Annotated in this window: 1 protein-coding gene and 1 pseudogene; both read left to right on the forward strand. The window is 72.6% G+C overall.

Features of this window, described 5'->3' with window-relative positions; all coding sequences use genetic code 11:
• Positions 1-13: 13 nt before the first annotated feature.
• Positions 14-14,647 (forward strand): annotated as a pseudogene (locus tag BJY18_RS36555) (type I polyketide synthase); the annotation flags it as partial.
• A gap of 233 nt (positions 14,648-14,880) precedes the next feature.
• Positions 14,881-20,031, forward strand: coding sequence for an SDR family NAD(P)-dependent oxidoreductase (locus BJY18_RS00630; RefSeq protein ID WP_184784316.1), 5,151 nt, complete (start codon positions 14,881-14,883; stop codon positions 20,029-20,031).
• Positions 20,032-20,061: the final 30 nt, after the last annotated feature.

Below are 20,061 nucleotides of genomic sequence, written 5' to 3' on the forward strand. Positions count from 1 at the left end.
AAGACTGGGGCAGATGGACTTTCTGACGCACGTCGGTGCCGGTACTGATGATTCGATCGCCATTGTCGGGCTGTCCTGCCGGTTGCCCGGTGCGGCCGGAGTGCGCGAGTTCTGGCAACTGCTGCGCGACGGCGGGGACGCGATCGCCGAGGTGCCCGCGGGCCGGCGGGACGACGCGGACGAGACCGCCGGCCGGCGGGGCGGCTACCTCGACCGGGTCGACGAGTTCGATCCGGCGTTCTTCGGCATCTCACCACGGGAAGCCGCGGCAATGGACCCGCAGCAGCGGCTCATGCTCGAACTGAGCTGGGAGGCGCTCCAGGACGCGTGGATCGTGCCCGCCGGCCTGGCCGGCACGAAGACCGGCGTGTTCGTCGGCGCCACCGCGAGCGACTACGCCACCCTGGGGGGCCTGCGCGGCGCGGCGGCCATCGGGCCGCACACCCTGACCGGACTCAATCGCGGGATCCTCGCCAACCGGATCTCCTTCATGCTCGGCGTGACCGGTCCGAGCCTGACCGTCGACACCGCTCAGTCCTCCTCGCTCGTCGCCGTGCACCTCGCCTGCGAGAGCCTGCGCCGCGGTGAGTCCACTGTGGCCATTGCCGGTGGGGTGAACCTGAACCTGGCGCCGGAGAGCACGATCGGTGCCGAGAAGTTCGGCGCGCTGTCCCCGGACGGCCGGTGCTTCACCTTCGACGCCCGGGCCAACGGTTACGTCCGCGGCGAGGGCGGCGCCGTCGTCGTGCTCAAGCCGCTGTCCGCCGCGATCGCCGACGGCGACCAGGTCCACTGCGTCATCCGGGGGAGCGCGGTCAACAACGACGGCGCCACCCCCGGTCTCACCGTGCCGGACGCCTCCGCCCAGGAGGACGCCGTCCGGCTCGCCTGCGAGCGCGCCGGCGTGCGCCCGGGCGAGGTCCAATACGTCGAGCTGCACGGAACCGGCACCCGGCTCGGCGACCCGATCGAGGCCTCGGCACTCGGCGCGGCGCTGGGCCGGCACCGCCCGGCCGGAGCACCGCTGCTCGTCGGCTCGGTGAAGACGAACGTGGGCCACCTGGAGGCGGGCGCGGGCATCACCGGGCTGGTGAAGACCGCGCTGAGCATCCGGCACCGGGAACTGCCGGCCAGCCTGAACTTCGAGACGCCGAACCCCGCGATCCCGCTCAACCGGCTGAACCTGGCCGTGCACCGGTCCTTGTCCGCCTGGCCCCGGCCCGACGCGCCGCTGGTGGCGGGGGTCTCGTCGTTCGGCATGGGCGGCACGAACTGCCACGTCGTGCTGTCCGACGTCTCGCTGCCCGAGCGCCCCGACGAGCCGAGGACCGGGATGGACATCGTGCCCTGGCTGGTCTCCGGGGTCGGGGACGCGGGACTCAGTGCCCAGGCCGGGCGGTTGCGGGAGCACGTCGGGACGCTTGACCCGGCGGACGTGGGCCTGTCCTTGGCCACCACGCGCTCGGCGCACAGCCACCGCGCCGTCGTGCTCGGCACGAATCTGTCCGAATTGGACAGTGGACTGGCGGCGGTACTGGCCGGGACGCCCGCCGCGCAGGTGGTGCGCGGCCGGGTCGTTCCCGATGGCCGGGTGGGTTTTTTGTTTTCGGGTCAGGGTTCGCAGCGGGTGGGTATGGGGGGTGAGTTGTGGGCGCGTTTTCCGGTTTTTGCGGCTGTGTTTGATGAGGTGTGTGCGGAGTTTGGTGGGTTGCGGGAGGTGATTTTTGCGGATGATCGGTTGCATCGGACGGAGTTCACGCAGCCGGGGTTGTTCGCGTTTGAGGTGGCGTTGTATCGGTTGCTGGAGTCGTGGGGTGTTGTGCCGGATGTGGTGGTGGGGCATTCGATTGGTGAGTTGGTGGCGGCGTATGTGGCTGGGGTGTGGTCGTTGCCGGATGCGTGTCGGGTGGTGGCGGCTCGTGGTCGGTTGATGCAGGGGCTGCCGGAAAGTGGTGCGATGGTGGCGGTGCAGGCGGCGGAGGCGGAAGTTGTTCCGTTGTTGTCTGCTGGTGTGGGTGTTGCGGCGGTGAATGGTCCTTCGTCGGTGGTGGTGTCGGGTGTGGCGGACGAGGTTGTGGCGGTGGGGGAGGTTTTTGCGGGGCGTGGCCGTAAGGTGAAGCGGTTGCGGGTGAGTCATGCGTTTCATTCGGTGTTGATGGAGCCGATGCTGGCGGAGTTCCGTGAGGTTTTGGCGGGGGTGGAGTTTCATTCACCGTCGAAGGTGGTGGTGTCGAATGTGTCGGGTGTGGTGGCTGGTGGGGAGTTGTGTTCTCCGGATTATTGGGTTCGGCATGTGCGTGAGCCGGTGCGGTTTGCTGATGGGGTGGCGGCAGCGCGGGCTCGGGGTGTGGGGACATTCCTGGAGATCGGGCCCGACAGCGCACTGAGCTCGATGGCACGCGAGTGCCTCGCCGGCGCCGACGTCGCGATTCACCCCGGTCTGCGTGCGGACCGGCCGGAGGTTCGGACGCTCGTCACCGCGGTCGCCGGGCTGTTTGTTCGCGGCGTCACCGTCGACTGGGCGAAACTGTTCGACGGCAGCGGCGCCCGGCGGGTGGCCCTGCCGACCTACGCTTTCCAACGGCAGCGGTACTGGCTCGACAGCCCGGTCACGACCGCTCCCCGGCCCGCCGAGGACAGCGCGCTGCTGCCACAGCCCGCCGAGGACGGCTCGCCGCTGCCACAGCCCGCCGAGGACGGCTCGCCGCTGCGGCGGCAGCTGGCCGGGCTGTCCGAACCCGAACAGGACCGGTTGCTGCTCGACCAGGTCCGCACCCACGCCGCCGCGGTACTCGGCCACGCCGCGACGGACACCGTCGACACCGCGCTGCCGTTCAAGGACCTCGGCTTCGATTCGCTGACCGCGGTCGAACTCCGGGACGCGCTGGCCGCCACGACCGGGCTGCCGCTGCCCGCGGCGCTGCTGTTCAACTACCCGACGCCGGCCGCGCTGGCCGGCCACCTGCGGGCCGAACTCACCCAGACCTCGCGCGCCGCGACCACGGTGGTCCGCCGGTCCGTGGACGAGCCGATCGCGATCGTGGGCATGGGCTGCCGGTTCCCCGGCGGGGTGAGCACTCCGGACGAGCTGTGGCAGCTCGTGCTCGACGGCCGGGACGCGATCGGCGGCTTCCCCGCCGACCGCGGCTGGGACCTCGACGGCCTGTACGACCCGGATCCGGAGCGCAGCGGCGCAACCTATACGCGCGAAGGCGGTTTCCTTTACGACGCCGGTGACTTCGACCCGGTTTTCTTCGGGATCAGCCCGCGCGAAGCCACCGCGATGGACCCGCAGCAGCGGCTGCTGTTGGAGACCTCATGGGAAGCACTGGAACGGGCGGGTATCGACCCGCGCGCCCTGCGTGGCAGCGACACCGGGGTCTTCGTCGGCGCGATGGCCCAGGACTACGGCCCCCGCCTGCACGAGGGTCTCGAAGGGTACGAGGGCTACTCGCTGACGGGCAGCACGGTCAGCGTCGCCTCGGGCCGGATTTCCTACACTCTGGGGCTTTCCGGTCCGGCGGTGACCGTCGACACAGCGTGCTCCTCCTCCCTGGTCGCCCTGCACCTGGCGGCCAAGGCCCTGCGCGACGGCGAATGCTCCCTCGCGGTCACCGGCGGCGCGGCGGTGCTCGCGACCCCGGGCATGTTCGTCGAGTTCAGCCGGCAGCGCGGGCTGGCCGCGGACGGGCGCTGCAAGGCGTTCGCCGCCGCGGCGGACGGCACCGCCTGGTCGGAGGGCGCCGGCATGGTCGTGCTGGAGCGGCTGTCGGACGCGCGGCGCAACGGCCACCCGGTGCTGGCGCTCGTCCGCGGCTCCGCGGTCAACCAGGACGGCACGAGCAACGGGCTGACCGCGCCGAACGGACCCGCGCAGGAACAGGTGATCCGCCAGGCACTCGCGCGTTCGGGCCTCACCGCCGCCGACGTCGACGCCGTCGAAGCGCACGGCACGGGAACCGCGCTCGGTGACCCGATCGAGGCACAGGCGCTGCTGGCCACCTACGGCCAGGACCGCGAGCGGCCGCTGTGGCTCGGCTCGCTGAAATCCAACATCGGCCACGCGCAGGCGGCCGCCGGCGTCGGCGGGGTGATCAAGATGGTGCTGGCGCTGCGGGCCGGCACACTGCCGAAAACCCTGCACGTGGACGAGCCGTCGCCGCACGTGGACTGGTCGGCGGGCGCGGTGTCGCTGCTCACCGAGAACCGCGACTGGGCCGACGCCGGCCGGAGCCGCCGGGCCGGGGTTTCGTCGTTCGGCATCAGCGGCACCAACGCCCACCTCATCCTCGAAGCCGCTCCGGAGCCCCCGGAGCCGATGCCGCGGACGGGCGGCCTGCTGGCGTGGCCGATCTCCGCGCGCACCGGCCAGGCTCTTCGCGACCAAGCCACGCGGCTGCTCGGCGCGACCGGCGCGCACCCGGCGGACGTCGCGGTGTCGCTGGCGGCCCGGCCGGCGTTCGACACGCGCGCGGTGGTCGTCGGCGACCGCGACGAACTCGAAGCGGGACTGCGCGCGCTGGCCGCCGGTGAGCCCGGCGGCCCGGCCGTCGAAGGCATCGCAGGCCGTCGCGACAAGCCGGTGTTCGTCTTCCCCGGCCAGGGTTCGCAGTGGCGCGGCATGGGCGTCGAGCTGATGGCGGCCTCGCCGGTGTTCGCGGGCAAGCTCGCGGACTGTGAGGCGGCGTTCGCGCCGTACGTGGACTGGCGGCTCACCGAGGTGCTGCACAGCGCCGAGGCACTCGAGCGGGTCGATGTCGTGCAGCCCGCGCTGTTCGCGATCATGGTGTCGCTCGCCGAGCTGTGGCGCTCGCTGGGCATCCGCCCGGCCGCCGTGGTCGGGCACTCGCAGGGCGAGATCGCGGCCGCGCACGTGGCGGGGGCGCTGAGCCTGGCCGACGCGGCCAAGATCGTGACCCTGCGCAGCCAGGCGCTGTCCGCGCTGGCGGGCAAGGGCGGCATGGTCTCCGTCCCGCTCCCGGCCGACGAGGTGCGCGCCCGGATCGCGGGCCGGGAGGACCGCATCTGCGTCGCGACGGTCAACGGCCCGGCCTCCACCGTGGTCGCCGGCGAGCAGGAAGCGCTGTCCGCGCTGCTCGCCGAGTGCACGCGCGAAGGCGTGCAGGCCAAGCAGATTCCGGTGGACTACGCGTCCCATTCGCCGCAGGTCGACGCCATCCACGACACGCTCGCCACCGCGCTGGCAGGCATCACGCCGCGCCCCGGCGAGATTCCCTTCTACTCCACCGTGACCGCCGCCCGGATCGATGCCGCGGAACTGGACACCGGGTACTGGTTCCGGAACCTGCGGCACACCGTTCGCTTCGAGGAGACGGTCCGCGCGCTGCTGGACGACGGGCACGACGCGTTCATCGAGTCCAGCCCGCACCCGGTGCTCACCGTCGGGGTGCAGGAGACGGTCGGCGACCACGGCGCGCCCGCGGTGGTGATCGGCTCGCTGCGCCGCGAGGACGGCGGACGGCGGCGGCTGCTGACCTCGATGGCCGAAGCACACGTCACCGGGGTCGCGGTGGACTGGACCGCGGTGCAGTCCGGCAACCGCGTCGAGCTGCCCACCTACCCCTTCCAGCACGAGCGGTACTGGCTCGAGGCGCCCGCCCCGGCCACCGCCGACAACGAGCTGTGGGACGCGGTCGACAACGCGGACCTCGACGCGCTGGCCGCCGCGGTCCGGCACGAGGACCGAGACGAGCTCGCGGCCGCGCTGCCCGTACTCGCGGCCTGGCGCCGCCGCGCTCGCGGCCGGTCCACGAGGTCCACGACCGACGCGTGGCGCTACGTGGTGACCTGGAAGCCGGTCACCGAGCCCGCGGCCGCGGCACTGCCCGGCCCCTGGCTGGTCGTGGCGCCGCCCGGGCACCCCACCCCGCCACTCGACGCCGCCGAGGTCATGGTCGTGGCGCCCGGCACAGGCCGGGAACGGCTGGCCAGGCAGCTCGCCGGACGCGAGGTGGCCGGTGTGCTGTCCGTGCTCGAAGACCTGGCCGACACCGTGGCACTGGTCCAGGCACTCGGCGACAGCGGCGTCGCCGCGCCGCTCTGGTGCGTCACGACCGGCGCGGTGTCCACCGGCCCCGACGATGCGGTGACCACGCCGGCCCAGGCCCGGTTGTGGGGGCTCGGCCAGGTCGTCGCCCAGGAGCACCCGGAACGCTGGGGTGGTTTGATCGACCTGCCGGCGCACGCCGACGACCGGCTTTGGCGGCGGGTGCGCTCGGTGCTGGCCTGGCGGCGCGAAGACCAGGTCGCAGTGCGTTCCTCCGGGGTGTTCGCCAGGCGGTTCGCGCACGCCACGACACCGGCCGCGGCCCGACCCTGGGTCCCGCGCGGCACGGTGCTCGTCACCGGCGGCACTGGCGCGCTGGGCGGCCACGTGGCGCGTTGGCTGGCCGCTTCCGGCGCCGAGCACCTCGTGCTGGCGGGCCGGCGGGGACCGGACGCGCCCGGCGCAGCGGAGCTGCGCGACGAACTGACCGCGCTCGGCGTGCGGGTGACCCTGGCCGCGTGCGACGCGGCCGACCGGGACGCGCTCGCCGCGCTGCTGGACACGGTCACCCCGAACGCGGTCGTGCACACCGCGGGCGTGCTCGACGACGGCATCCTCGAGACGCTGACCCCGGAGCAGCTCGCCGGGGTCGCCCGGCCGAAGGTCACCGCGGCCGAGAACCTGCACGACCTCACCGCGCCCCTCGACCTCGACGCGTTCGTGCTGTTTTCGTCCGTCATCGGAGTACTGGGCAACGGCGGCCAGGCCGCGTACGCGGCGGCCAACGCCTACCTCGACGCCCTCGCCCGGCATCGCCGCGGCCTCGGCCTGCCCGCGCTGTCGGTGGCTTGGGGCATCTGGGCCGGCGGCGGCATGGTGGACGGCTCCGTCGAGGACCGGATGAGCGGCCGCGGTCTCCCCGGCATGGCGCCCGAGCACGCGATCGCCGGGCTGCAGGACGCGTTGAGCCGCGGCGACGACTGCGTGGTCATCGCCGACGTGCGCTGGGACCGCTTCACGCCCGCTTTCACCGCGGCCAGGCCGAGCTCGCTGATCGCCGACCTGCCGGAGGTGGCCGCACAGCTGAGCGCGCGGCCGGAGGCGGGGCTGCCGGGACAGCTGGACGGGCTCGGCGAGGCGGAGCAGCTCCGGGTACTGGTCGACCTGGTCCGCGCGCACGCGGCGGCGACGCTGCGGCACCAGGACTCCGGGTCCGTCGAGACCACCCGCGCGTTCCGCGAGATCGGCTTCGATTCCCTGACCGTGGTCGAGCTGCGCAACCGGCTGGCCGCCGCCACCGGGCTGCGCCTGCCGGCAACCGTGCTGTTCGACCACCCGACGGTCGCCGCGCTGGCCGGCTACCTCCGCGGTGAGCTCGTGGGCGCCGAGCCGGCCGCCGCGCCGGTCGCGGTCAGCCGAGGGGCCGTCGACGAGCCGATCGCGATCATCGGGATGGGTTGCCGGTTCCCCGGCGGCGTCACCACCCCCGACGAGCTGTGGGAGCTGCTGGTCGCCGAACGCGACGCCGTCGGCGACCTGCCGGGCGACCGCGGCTGGGACGTGGCCGGGTTGTACGACCCGGACCCGGACCGGCAGGGCAAGTCCTACGTCCGCGAAGGCGGCTTCCTCTACGACGCGGCCGGTTTCGACGCCGAGTTCTTCGGGATCTCCCCGCGCGAGGCGCTGACCATCGACCCGCAGCAGCGGCAGTTGCTGGAGACGTCCTGGGAGACGATCGAGCGGTCCGGGATCGACCCGGTGTCGTTGCGCGGCAGCCGGACCGGGGTCTTCGCCGGGATGGTGTACCAGGACTACGGCTCCCGCCTGCACGAGGCGCCCGAGGGCCTGGAGGGCTTCCTCGTCACCGGCAAATCGTCCAGCGTCGTCTCCGGCCGGGTCGCCTACAGCCTCGGCCTGGAAGGCCCCGCGGTCACGGTCGACACCGCCTGTTCCTCCTCGCTGGTCAGCATCCACCTGGCCGCGCAAGCACTGCGGCAGGGCGACTGCACGCTGGCGCTGGCCGGCGGCACGACGGTGATGGCCGCGCCTGGCATGTTCATCGAGTTCAGCAGGCAGCGCGGGCTCGCCCCCGATGGCCGGTGCAAGTCCTTCGCCGCGACGGCCGACGGAACGTCGTGGGGCGAGGGCGCGGGCATGGTGCTGCTGGAGCGGCTGTCCGAGGCGCGCCGTCACGGACACCCGGTGCTGGCGGTGCTGCGCGGTTCGGCGATCAACTCCGACGGCGCGTCCAACGGGCTGACCGCGCCGAGCGGGCCGTCCCAGCAGCGGGTGATCCGGGACGCGCTGGCGAACGCAGGTCTGTCTACAGTGGACGTCGATGCGGTGGAGGCGCACGGCACCGGCACCACACTGGGCGACCCGATCGAGGCGCAGGCGCTGCTGGCCACCTACGGCCAGGATCGCGAGCGGCCGCTGTGGCTCGGCTCGCTGAAGTCCAACATCGCCCACCCGCAGGCGGCGGCCGGCGTGGCCGGCGTCATCAAGACGGTGCTGGCGCTGCGCCACGGCATCCTGCCGAAGACGCTGCACGTCGACGAGCCTTCGTCGCATGTGGACTGGTCGGCGGGGAAGGTTTCGCTGCTGAACGAGGCGCGCCCGTGGCCGGAGACCGGCCGGGCCCGCCGCGCGGGGGTGTCGGCATTCGGGGTCAGCGGCACCAACGCGCACGCCATCATCGAGCAGGCACCCGCCGAAGCGGCCGAGCCCCCGGCCGGCGAGGCGATGGTCCCGTGGCTGCTCTCCGCCAAGACCGAGGCCGCGCTCCGGGATCAGGCGGCCCGGCTCGGCTCGTCGGTCACCAGTGAGCGGGTGCTGGACGTCGGCTGGTCCCTGGTCACCGGCCGGCCGGACTTCGAGTACCGGGCCGCCGTCGCGGCGGGCGACCGGGACGGGTTCCTCGCCGGGGTACGCGCGCTGGCCGACGGTGAGGGTGCGCCGGGTGTGGTGCAGGGCGTGGCCGGTGAGGTCGGCAAGGTTGCGTTTGTTTTTCCTGGTCAGGGTTCGCAGTGGGTTGGGATGGGTGTGGCTCTGTACGAGTCGTCTGCGGTTTTTGCGGCTCGGTTGGATGAGTGTGCGTCGGCTCTTTCGTCCTTTGTGGACTGGGGGCTGTTGGATGTGCTTGGTGATGAGGTGGCGTTGGCGCGGGTTGATGTGGTTCAGCCGGTGTTGTGGGCGGTGATGGTGTCGTTGGCTGCGGTGTGGGAGTCCTACGGTGTTCGTCCTGGTGTGGTGGTTGGTCATTCGCAGGGTGAGATCGCGGCTGCGTGTGTGAGTGGTGCGTTGTCTCTTGTTGATGGTGCTCGGGTGGTTGCGTTGCGCAGCAGGGCGATTACGGCGTTGGCGGGTAAGGGTGGGATGGTTTCTGTTGCTTTGTCTGCGGTTGAGGTGCGTGAGCGGATCGGCGATGGGTTGTCTGTTGCTGCGGTGAATGGTGCTGGGGCGACGGTGGTGTCGGGTGATGTTGGTGCGTTGGATGAGTTGGTGGCGGCGTGTGAGCGGGATGGTGTTCGGGCGAAGCGGGTTCCGGTGGATTATGCGTCGCATTCGGTTCAGGTTGAGCTGATTCGTGATGAGTTGCTGGAGGTGTTGGGTGAGGTTGGTCCGGTGTCCGGGCGGGTTCCGTTGTTTTCGACGGTGACCGGGGAATTGGTCGACGGCTCGGGTTTGGATGCTGAGTATTGGTTCCGGAATTTGCGGCAGACGGTGGAGTTCGAGGGCGCGGTCCGGTCGTTGTCGGAGCAGGGTTTTGGTGTGTTTGTCGAGGCGAGTGCGCATCCGGTGCTGACGATGAGCATTCAGCAGACGGCCGAGGACGCTGTCGCGGTCGGCACGCTCCGCCGTGACGAGGGTGGCCTGGATCGGCTGTTGCTGTCACTGGCCGAAGCGCATGTGCAGGGTGTCGACATCGACTGGGCGGACACGTTCGACGGCGGCCGCCGGGTGGAGCTGCCCACCTATCCGTTCCAGCACGAGCGGTTCTGGCTGGAGACCTCGTCCGCCACCCCCACGGTCGTCCCGCAGGCGCGCCGGCCCGAGGCCGCGCTCACGCCGATCGCCCGGCAGCTGGCCGGGGCCCCGGCCGTCGAACGGGAACGCCGGCTGCTGCACGTGGTCCGCACCGAGGCCGCCGCGATTCTCGGGCACGCCGGGCCGGATTCGGTCCGGTCCACACGGGCCTTCGCCGACGCGGGCTTCGACTCCTTGATGGCACTGGAACTGCGCAACCGGCTCGGCGCCGCCGCCGGCCTCCGGCTGCCCACGTCGGCGGTCTTCGACCATCCCACCCCGGCCGCGATGGCGGCGTTCCTCGCAGCCGAACTGGCGGGCGGCGCGGCGGACCAGGCGGTCACCACGGCCGGCGCCACCGACGAGCCGGTCGCGCTGGTCGCGATGAGCTGCCGCTACCCGGGCGGCGTGCGGTCGCCGGAGGACCTGTGGCAGCTGGTGTCCGACGGCCGCGACGCCATCTCGGAATTCCCCGTCGACCGCGGCTGGGACCTGTCCGGGCTGTACGACCCCGACCCGGACCGGCCGGGCAAGTCCTACGTCCGGCACGGCGGCTTCCTGCACGACGCGGCCGAGTTCGACCCGGACTTCTTCGGCATCTCGCCCCGGGAAGCGCTCGCCATGGATCCCCAGCAGCGGCTGCTCATGGAGACCGCGTGGGAGGCACTGGAACGGGCGGGGATCGATCCCGGCACGGTGCGGGGCAGCCGATCCGGCGTGTTCGTGGGCGCCGTCGGCCAGGACTACGGCCCGCGGATGCACGAGGCGGCCGACGGGGTCGAGGGCTACCTGATGACCGGCAACCTGTCGGCCGTCGCCTCCGGCCGGATCGCCTACACCTTCGGCCTGGAGGGGCCTGCGGTCACGATCGACACCGCCTGCTCTTCGTCGCTGGTGGCGCTGCACCTCGCCGCTCAGTCGTTGCGGCAGGGCGAGTGTTCGCTGGCGCTGGCCGGCGGGGCGGCCGTGATGGCCACGCCGGGGGTGTTCGTCGAGTTCAGCAGGCAGCGCGGCCTGGCGCCGGACGGGCGCAGCAAGTCGTTCGGCGCCGGCAGCGACGGCACGAGCTGGGCCGAGGGCGCGGGCATGGTGCTGCTGGAGCGGTTGTCCGACGCGCGCCGCAACGGGCATCCGGTGCTGGCGGTGCTGCGCGGTTCGGCGATCAACCAGGACGGCGCGTCGAACGGGCTGACCGCGCCGAACGGCGGGTCCCAGCAGCGGGTGATCCGCCAGGCGCTGGCCGCCGCCGGGGTGTCCGCCACCGACGTCGACGCGGTCGAGGCCCACGGCACCGGCACCACGTTGGGCGACCCGATCGAGGCCGAGGCGATCATCGCCACCTACGGCAAGGACCGCGACCGTCCACTGTGGCTCGGCTCGCTCAAGTCCAACATCGGGCACACCCAGTCGGCGTCCGGCATCGGCGGCGTGATCAAGATGGTGCAGGCGATGCGGCACGGCGTCCTGCCCCGGACCCTGCACGCGGACGAGCCGACCCCGCACGTGGACTGGTCCCGCGGTGACGTCCGGCTGCTGACCGCCGCCGAGGACTGGCCGGAGACCGGCCGGCCGCGCCGGGCGGGTGTCTCCTCTTTCGGGGTGAGCGGGACGAACGCGCACGCGATCATCGAAGCGGTCGAGACCGCCGAGCCGGAGCCCACGCCGGACACGGGCGCGCTCCCGCTGCTGGTGTCCGGCTCGGACCCGGCCGCGTTGCGCGAGCAGGCTGACCGGCTCCGTGCCCACCTCGCCGCGCAGCCCGGATCCGCCCTGACCGACGTGGCCTTCTCCGCGGCGATGACCAGGGCGTCGCTGGAGCACCGGGCGGTCGTCGTCGCGGATTCGGCGGAGCCGGCGCAGGAGGCGCTGCAGGCGATCGGGCGCGAGCAGCAGCACCCGGCCGTCGTCGCCGGCACCGTGACCGGCGCCGAGCACCGGATCGGGTTCCTGTTCGCCGGTCAGGGCTCCCAGCGCGTCGGCATGGGACGCGAACTCGCGGCCCGGTTCCCGGTGTTCGCCGCCGCGTTCGACGAGGTGTGCGCGCACTTCGAAGCGTTGCGGGAGCTGGTTTTCACCGACGACCGGCTGCACCGGACCGAGTTCACCCAGCCAGGGTTGTTCGCCTTCGAGGTCGCCCTCCACCGGCTGCTGGAGTCCTGGGGCGTCACGGCCGACGTGGTGGCCGGGCACTCGATCGGCGAGCTGGCCGCGGCGCACGTCGCCGGGGTGTGGTCGCTGGCGGACGCCTGCCTGGTCGTGGGCGCGCGCGGCCGGTTGATGCAGGCGCTGCCGGAAGGCGGCGCGATGGTCGCCGTGCAGGCGGCGGAGGACGAGGTCCTGCCGCTGCTTACCGGCGCGGTCGACATCGCCGCGGTGAACGGCCCCGACTCGGTGGTCGTCTCCGGCGACGAGGAGGAGGTGCTCGCGGTCGCCGCGACGCTCGAGGCGGCGGGCCGCAAAACCAAACGGCTGCGGGTGAGCCACGCGTTCCACTCCCGGTTGATGGAGCCGATGCTCGACGACTTCCGCGCGGTGCTCGAACAGGTCGAATTCCACGCACCCGGCAAGGTGCTCGTGTCGAACCTGACCGGCCGCGTGGCGACGGACGAGGTGTGCACCGCCGAGTACTGGCTGCGCCACGTCCGCGAGGCGGTCCGATTCGGCGACGGGATCGCGGCGGCGGAAGCGGACGGCGTGACGGTGTTCGTCGAGATCGGCCCCGGCGGCGTCCTGGGCGGCGTCGCGACGGAGGCGGACGTGATCACCGTGTCGCGGGCCGGCCGTCCCGAGGTCGAGACACTGCTGGCCGCGCTGGGCCGGCTGCACGTGCGCGGCGTCCCCGTCGCGTGGGACCGGCTCTTCGACGGCACCGGCGCCCACCGGGTCGACCTGCCCACATATGCCTTTCAGCGTAAGCACTTCTGGCTCACGGCCGGGACGCCCGCCCGGGCGGGCGCCGACGAATGGACCCATCGCGTGGCCTGGAAGCCGCTGGCCGAACCGGTCGACCGCGACCTGACCGGGGCGTGGCTGCTGGTCGTGCCGGACGGGCACACCGGAGACCCCGCCGTGGCGGGACTGCGGCGCACACTCGGCGGCACCCGGCTCACCGAGGTGGTGCTCACCGCCGCGGACGCCGACCGCGAATCGGCCGCCGCCAAGCTTGCGGCGGCGGCCGGGACCGGCCTCGACGGCGTGGTCTCGCTGCTCGCACTGGCGGGGGAGACCCTGCCGGGCCACCGGGCACTGTCCACCGGGCTCGCCCTCACCACCGCACTGGTCCAAGCGCTGAGCGCGACCGGGACCGAGGCCCCGCTGTGGTGCGTCACGAGCGGGGCGACCGCGGCGGGCTCGCCGGCGCCGCACCCGGGCCAGGCGGCGGTCTGGGGGCTCGGCAGCGTGCTCGCGCTGGAGCACCCCCAGCTCTGGGGCGGCCTGATCGACTTGCCGGAGCAGCCGGACGAGCGGACCTGGGACCGGGTGCGCGCCGTCGTCGCCGGCGGCGAGGAGGACCAAGTCGCGATCCGGTCGGCGGTGCTGGCCAAACGGCTCGTCCCCGGCACCTCCCCGGCCGGCGAGAGCTGGCGGCCGCGGGGCACGGTCCTGGTCACCGGCGGCACGGGTGCGCTCGGCGCCCAGGTCGCCAGGTCACTGGCCGCCCATGGGGCCGAGCGCCTCGTCCTGACCAGCAGGCAGGGCCCGGACGCGCCCGGCGCGGCGGAGCTGACCGCCGAACTCACCGGCCTCGGCGTCCGGGTCACCGTCGCCGCCTGCGACATCACCGATCACGGCTCGCTGGCCGCGCTCGTCGAACGGCTGCCGGATCTCGACGCGGTCGTGCACACGGCTGGGGTGCTCGGCGACGGCGTCGTCGACACGCTGTCCCCGGCCCGGTTCGACGAGGTGCTCGCTCCCAAGGTCGCCGCGACGGCCGACCTGCACGAGCTGACCCGCCGGTTCGACCTGTCCGCGTTCGTGCTGTTCTCTTCGGCCGCGGGCACGCTGGGCAACGCCGGGCAGGGCAACTACGCCGCCGCGAACGCCTTCCTGGACGCGTTCGCCCAGTACCGGCGCGGGCTGGGACTGCCGGCGACCACCGTCGCGTGGGGGGCGTGGGCCGGGGCGGGCATGGCGGCCGACGCCACCGCGGCCGAGCGGCTGCGGCGCGACGGCGTGTCCCCGATGCATCCGGACCGGGCCCTCGCGGCGTTGTGGCGCGCCGTCGGGCAGGACGACCCGTTCGCCGTCATCGCCGACATCGACTGGGCGCGGCTCGCCGGCGGCCTGCCTCGCCCGAACCGGCTGCTGGTGGACCTGCCGCACGTGCGGGCGGCGCACGGCGACGGCCAGGCCGAGTCGCTGCTGAACCGGCTCACCGCGGCCCCGGCCACGGACCGGTCGGCCATCCTCGTGCGGTTCGTTACCGAGAGCGCGGCCACCGTGCTCGGCCACTCGCCGGACTCGGTGCGGGCCGAGCGGGCGTTCAAGGACCTCGGCTTCGACTCGCTCACCGGGGTCGAGCTGCGCAACCGGCTGGCCACCGCGACCGGGCTGCGGCTCCCGGCCACGCTCGTCTTCGACCACCCGACGGCGGAGGCGCTCGCCGACCACCTGCGGGTCACGCTGCTGCCGGACGAGGACGGCGGGCCGCCCGACCCGTTCGCCGAGCTGGACCGGCTGGAGGCCGCGATGGCCGCCGCGGGCGACGAAGTCCGCGCGGGGGTGGCCACCCGCCTCAACGGCCTGCTGGCCAGGTGGTCGGGGGCGCCGCCGGCCGCGAGCGGCGTGTGGGGCGCCGGACGGGACGAACTGCTGGAACTCATCGACAACGAACTCGGGGTGTCGGACTGATGGAAGACCCGAAGCTGCTCGAGTACCTCCGGCGGGTCACCGCCGAGCTGCAGTCGGCGAAGGAGCGCCTGCGCGCGGCACAGGCCGCCGACAGGGAGCCGATCGCGATCATCGGGATGAGCTGCCGGTTCCCCGGCGGCGTGCGGTCCCCGGAGGACCTGTGGCGGTTGCTCGCCGGTGAGGTGGACGCCGTCGCCGGGTTCCCGGCGGACCGCGGCTGGGACACCGGCGCGCTGCAGCACCCCGACCCGGGCCGCCCGGGCACCTCCTACGTCCGGGAGGGCGGCTTCCTCGACGATGTGGCGGGTTTCGACGCCGCGTTCTTCGAGATCTCGCCCCGCGAGGCGCTCGCCATGGACCCCCAGCAACGGCTGTTGCTGACCACCGCGTGGGAGGCGATCGAGCGGGCCGGGATCGACCCGCGGTCGCTGCGCGGCAGCCGGACCGGCGTCTTCGCGGGCACCAACGGCCAGGACTACCCGGCGTTGCTGGACGGGGTCGCGCAGGAGGTCGAGGGGTACGCCGGCACCGGCAACGCGGCGAGCGTGTTCTCCGGCCGGGTCGCCTACAGCCTCGGCCTGGAGGGCCCGGCGCTCAGCGTCGACACCGCTTGCTCGTCCTCACTGGTCGCCCTGCACCTGGCCGGACAGGCGCTGCGCCAACGGGAGTGCTCCCTCGCACTGGCGGGGGGTGCGACGGTGATGGCGACCCCCCGCACGTTCGTCGAGTTCAGCCGGCAGCGCGGACTGGCCGGGGACGGCCGTTGTAAGGCGTTCGCGGACGCCGCGGACGGCACCGGCTGGGGCGAGGGCGTGGGTGTGTTGTTGTTGGAGCGGTTGTCGGATGCGCGTCGTAATGGCCACCGGGTGTTGGCGGTGGTGCGGGGTTCGGCGGTGAATCAGGATGGTGCGTCGAATGGTTTGACGGCGCCGAATGGTCCTTCTCAGCGTCGGGTGATGGGTGCTGCGTTGGCTAATGCTGGTCTTTCCGCCGCGGAAGTCGATGCGGTGGAGGCTCACGGCACGGGTACGACTCTGGGTGATCCGATTGAGGCGCAGGCGTTGTTGGCGACGTATGGGCAGGGTCGTGAGCGGCCGTTGTGGCTCGGGTCGGTGAAGTCGAATTTGGGTCATACGCAGGCTGCGGCTGGTGTCGCGGGTGTGATCAAGATGGTCATGGCGATGCGGAACGGGTTGTTGCCGCGGACGTTGCATGTTGATGTGCCTTCGTCGCATGTGGACTGGTCGGCGGGGAAGGTGTCGTTGCTGAGCGATGCTCAGCTGTGGCCGGAGGTGGATCGTCCGCGTCGGGCTGGTGTGTCGTCGTTCGGGGTCAGTGGCACCAATGCGCATGTGATCCTGGAACAGGTTTCGGCGGATATCCCAGAAGTGTCTACTATGGATTCTTCGGTGCCGTTGGTGTTCTCGGCGAAGAGTGAGGCTGCGCTTCGGGAGATGGCGGGGCGGCTTGTTCCGGTGCTCGGCAACGGCTTGGCGGACGTCGGCTTCTCGCTCGTCTCGACCCGTTCGGAGTGGGACCACCGCGCGGTGGTCGTGGCCGACGGTCCGGCCGGCGGGCTCAGTGCGCTGGCATCGGGGCAGGAGGCTCCGGGTGTGGTGCGCGGCGTTGCGGGCGCGCGGGGCAAGGTTGCGTTTGTTTTTCCTGGTCAGGGTTCGCAGTGGGTTGGGATGGGTGTGGCTCTGTACGAGTCGTCTGCGGTTTTTGCGGCTCGGTTGGATGAGTGTGCGTCGGCTCTTTCGTCCTTTGTGGACTGGGGGCTGTTGGATGTGCTTGGTGATGAGGTGGCGTTGGCGCGGGTTGATGTGGTTCAGCCGGTGTTGTGGGCGGTGATGGTGTCGTTGGCTGCGGTGTGGGAGTCCTACGGTGTTCGTCCTGGTGTGGTGGTTGGTCATTCGCAGGGTGAGATCGCGGCTGCGTGTGTGAGTGGTGCGTTGTCTCTTGTTGATGGTGCTCGGGTGGTTGCGTTGCGCAGCAGGGCGATTACGGCGTTGGCGGGTAAGGGTGGGATGGTTTCTGTTGCTTTGTCTGCGGTTGAGGTGCGTGAGCGGATCGGCGATGGGTTGTCTGTTGCTGCGGTGAATGGTGCTGGGGCGACGGTGGTGTCGGGTGATGTTGGTGCGTTGGATGAGTTGGTGGCGGCGTGTGAGCGGGATGGTGTTCGGGCGAAGCGGGTTCCGGTGGATTATGCGTCGCATTCGGTTCAGGTTGAGCTGATTCGTGATGAGTTGCTGGAGGTGTTGGGTGAGGTTGGTCCGGTGTCCGGGCGGGTTCCGTTGTTTTCGACGGTGACCGGGGAATTGGTCGACGGCTCGGGTTTGGATGCTGAGTATTGGTTCCGGAATTTGCGGCAGACGGTGGAGTTCGAGGGCGCGGTCCGGTCGTTGTCGGAGCAGGGTTTTGGTGTGTTTGTGGAGGCGAGTGCGCATCCGGTGCTGACGATGGCGGTCGAGCAGACAGTCGAAGATGCGGTGGCGGTCGGCACGCTCCGCCGCGACGAAGGCGGCCTGGACCGCGTGCTGTTGTCGCTGGGTGAGGCTTACGTCCGAGGCGTCGACGTCGGTTGGGCACCGGCTTTCGCCGGTGCGCACCGCGTCGACCTGCCCACCTATCCGTTCCAGGGCGAGCGGTTCTGGCCCACCGGTTCGGGCGGCGACGTGGACAGCCTCGGCGTGGTCGCCGAACTGCCCGACGGTGGCGTCGTGCTGGCCTGCCACCTGGGCGTCCAGGACTGGTACGCCGAGCACGTGCTCGGCGGCTCGGTCGTGCTGCCCGGCACCGCGTTCCTCGAACTGGCGGTGCGGGCCGGCGACGCCGCCGGGTGCGGCCGGGTCGCCGAACTCACCCTGGAGACACCGCTGGAGCTGCCCGAACACGGCGCGGTCGAGGTGCAGGTCGTGGTCGGCCCGGAAAGCGAGACCCGGCGGATCGAGGTCCGCTCCCGGCGGCCGGGCCTCGACGGGTGGACCCGGCACGCCACCGGTGTGCTCAGCGAGGGCGGCCCGCCCGCCCCTGCGGCCGAAGACTGGCCTCCGCCCGGCGCGGCCCGGCTGCCGGTCGGCACCGCGCCCGCCGGCGTGCGCGCGCTGTGGCAGCGCGGGGACGAGGTGTTCGCGGAAGTGGCGCTGGCGGGCGAGGAACGGGCGGCCGCGGAACGGTTCGGGCTGCACCCCGCGCTGCTCGACGCCGGCCTCGTGGCGATGGCCGCGGTCAACGGCGACGAGGACCGGCGCCCCTTCGAATGGAACGGATTCACCCTGCACGCCACGGGCGCGGCCACACTGCGCCTGCGGCTGAGCCCGGCGGGGGTGGACAAGCTGGCCATCGTCGCCAGCGACGTCACCGGCGCGCCGGTCGCCACGGTCGACTCGCTGGTGTCCCGGCCGGTCTCGGCCGGCGAGGCGCTCGATCGCCAGCACAGCCTGTTCGTCCTGGACTGGACCGAACTCGCCGAGCCGCGGGCGGACGCGGCGTTCCCGGCGGAGATCACCATCGCCTCCTGCGACCAGCCACCCGGCGACCTGGGCACGATCACGCACCAGGTCGCCCGGCAGGCCCTGCGGCTGCTGCAGGACTGGCTCGCGGCGGACCGCCCGGGGACACTCGCCGTCGTCACCCGCGGCTCGGTGCTGGACACCCCCGCCCCCGCGGCGGCGGCGGTGTGGGGCCTGGTCCGCTCCGCCCAGCGGGAGCACCCCGGGCGGTTCGTGCTGATCGACACCGACGGCCACGAGGACTCGCTCCGGCTGCTGCCCACCGCGGCGGCACTGGGCGAGCCCGAGGTCGCGCTGCGGGCCGGCACGGTGTTCCGGCCCAGGCTGGCCGGCGCCGGACAGTCCGACGAGGCCGTCCCCATCACCGGCACGGTCCTGGTGACCGGGTCCGCCGAAGGCCTCGGCGGGCTCGTCGCCCGGCACCTGGTCGCCGAGCACGGGGTGCGGCGCCTGGTCTTCACCAGCCGCCGGGGCGAGGAGGCCGAAGGCGCAATCGCGTTACGCCGCGAACTCACCGGCATGGGCGCGCAGGTGACGATGGCGGCCTGCGACGTCGCGGACCGCGCCTCGCTGGCGGCGTTGCTCGAGCGGACCGGGCCGCTGAACGCCGTGGTGCACACGGCGGCCGTGCTCGAGGACGGCCTGCTCACCTCGCTCACCGCCGAAGGTCTCGATCGGGTGCTGCGCGCTAAGGCCGACGCCGTCCTCAACCTCCATGAGCTGGCCGGCGATCTCGACGCCTTCGTGGTGTTCTCCTCCGCGGCGGGCACCCTCGGCGGGCCGGGGATGGGCAGTTATGCGGCGGCCAACGCCTTCCTCGACGCGTTCATGCGGCACCGCCGCGCCGCCGGCCTGCCCGGCCAGTCGCTGGCGTGGGGGCTCTGGGCACGGACCGGCGGGATGGCGGGCCGGCTCGGCACGGCCGACCTCGCGCGGATGGGCCGGGACGGCGTCACGCCGATGTCCGAGGCCGAGGGGCTCGCGCTCTTCGACGCGGCCTGCCGGTCGGGCGCGGACGTGGTGCTGCCGATCCGGCTGGACCCCACCGTGCTGCGTGAGCAGGCGGACGACCTGCCCCTGCTGCTGCGCGGGCTGGCGCCGAGCCGGACGCGGCGGGCGGAGGCGGCCACGGCGGACGACCCCGGCTTCGCCCAGCGCCTGGCCGGGCTGGCCGGACCGGACCAGGAGAGCCAGCTGCTCGACCTGGTCCGGCGGCACGCCGCGGCGGTGCTCGGGCACCCGAGCCCCCGGGCGATCGCCCCGGAGCAGGCATTCAAGGAGCTGGGGTTCGACTCGCTCACCGGGGTCGACCTGCGCAACCGGCTCGCGGCCGCGACCGGGGTGCGGCTGACCGCGACGCTGGTTTTCGACCACCCCACGCCACGGGCGCTGGCCGCCCGGCTCCGCGAGGAGCTGGTCGCCGACGAGCCTGCCCGGCTGACCGAGCTGCTCGACCAGCTCGAAAGCGCGCTCGCGGCCGTCGAGCTGAGTGCCGGCGAACGAGCCGACGCCGCCGCCCGGCTGCGCGGCGCCGCGTCGGCCTGTGCCGGGTCCTCCCCGGCGGCCGACCGGATCGAAGTGGCCACCGACGACGAGTTGTTCGACCTCATCGACCGGAAGTTGGGCACGCTGTGACGGCGAACGAAAGCAGGCTGCGGGACTACC

This window comes from Amycolatopsis jiangsuensis (genome assembly GCF_014204865.1).
GTDB classification, from domain to species: Bacteria; Actinomycetota; Actinomycetes; order Mycobacteriales; family Pseudonocardiaceae; genus Amycolatopsis; species Amycolatopsis jiangsuensis.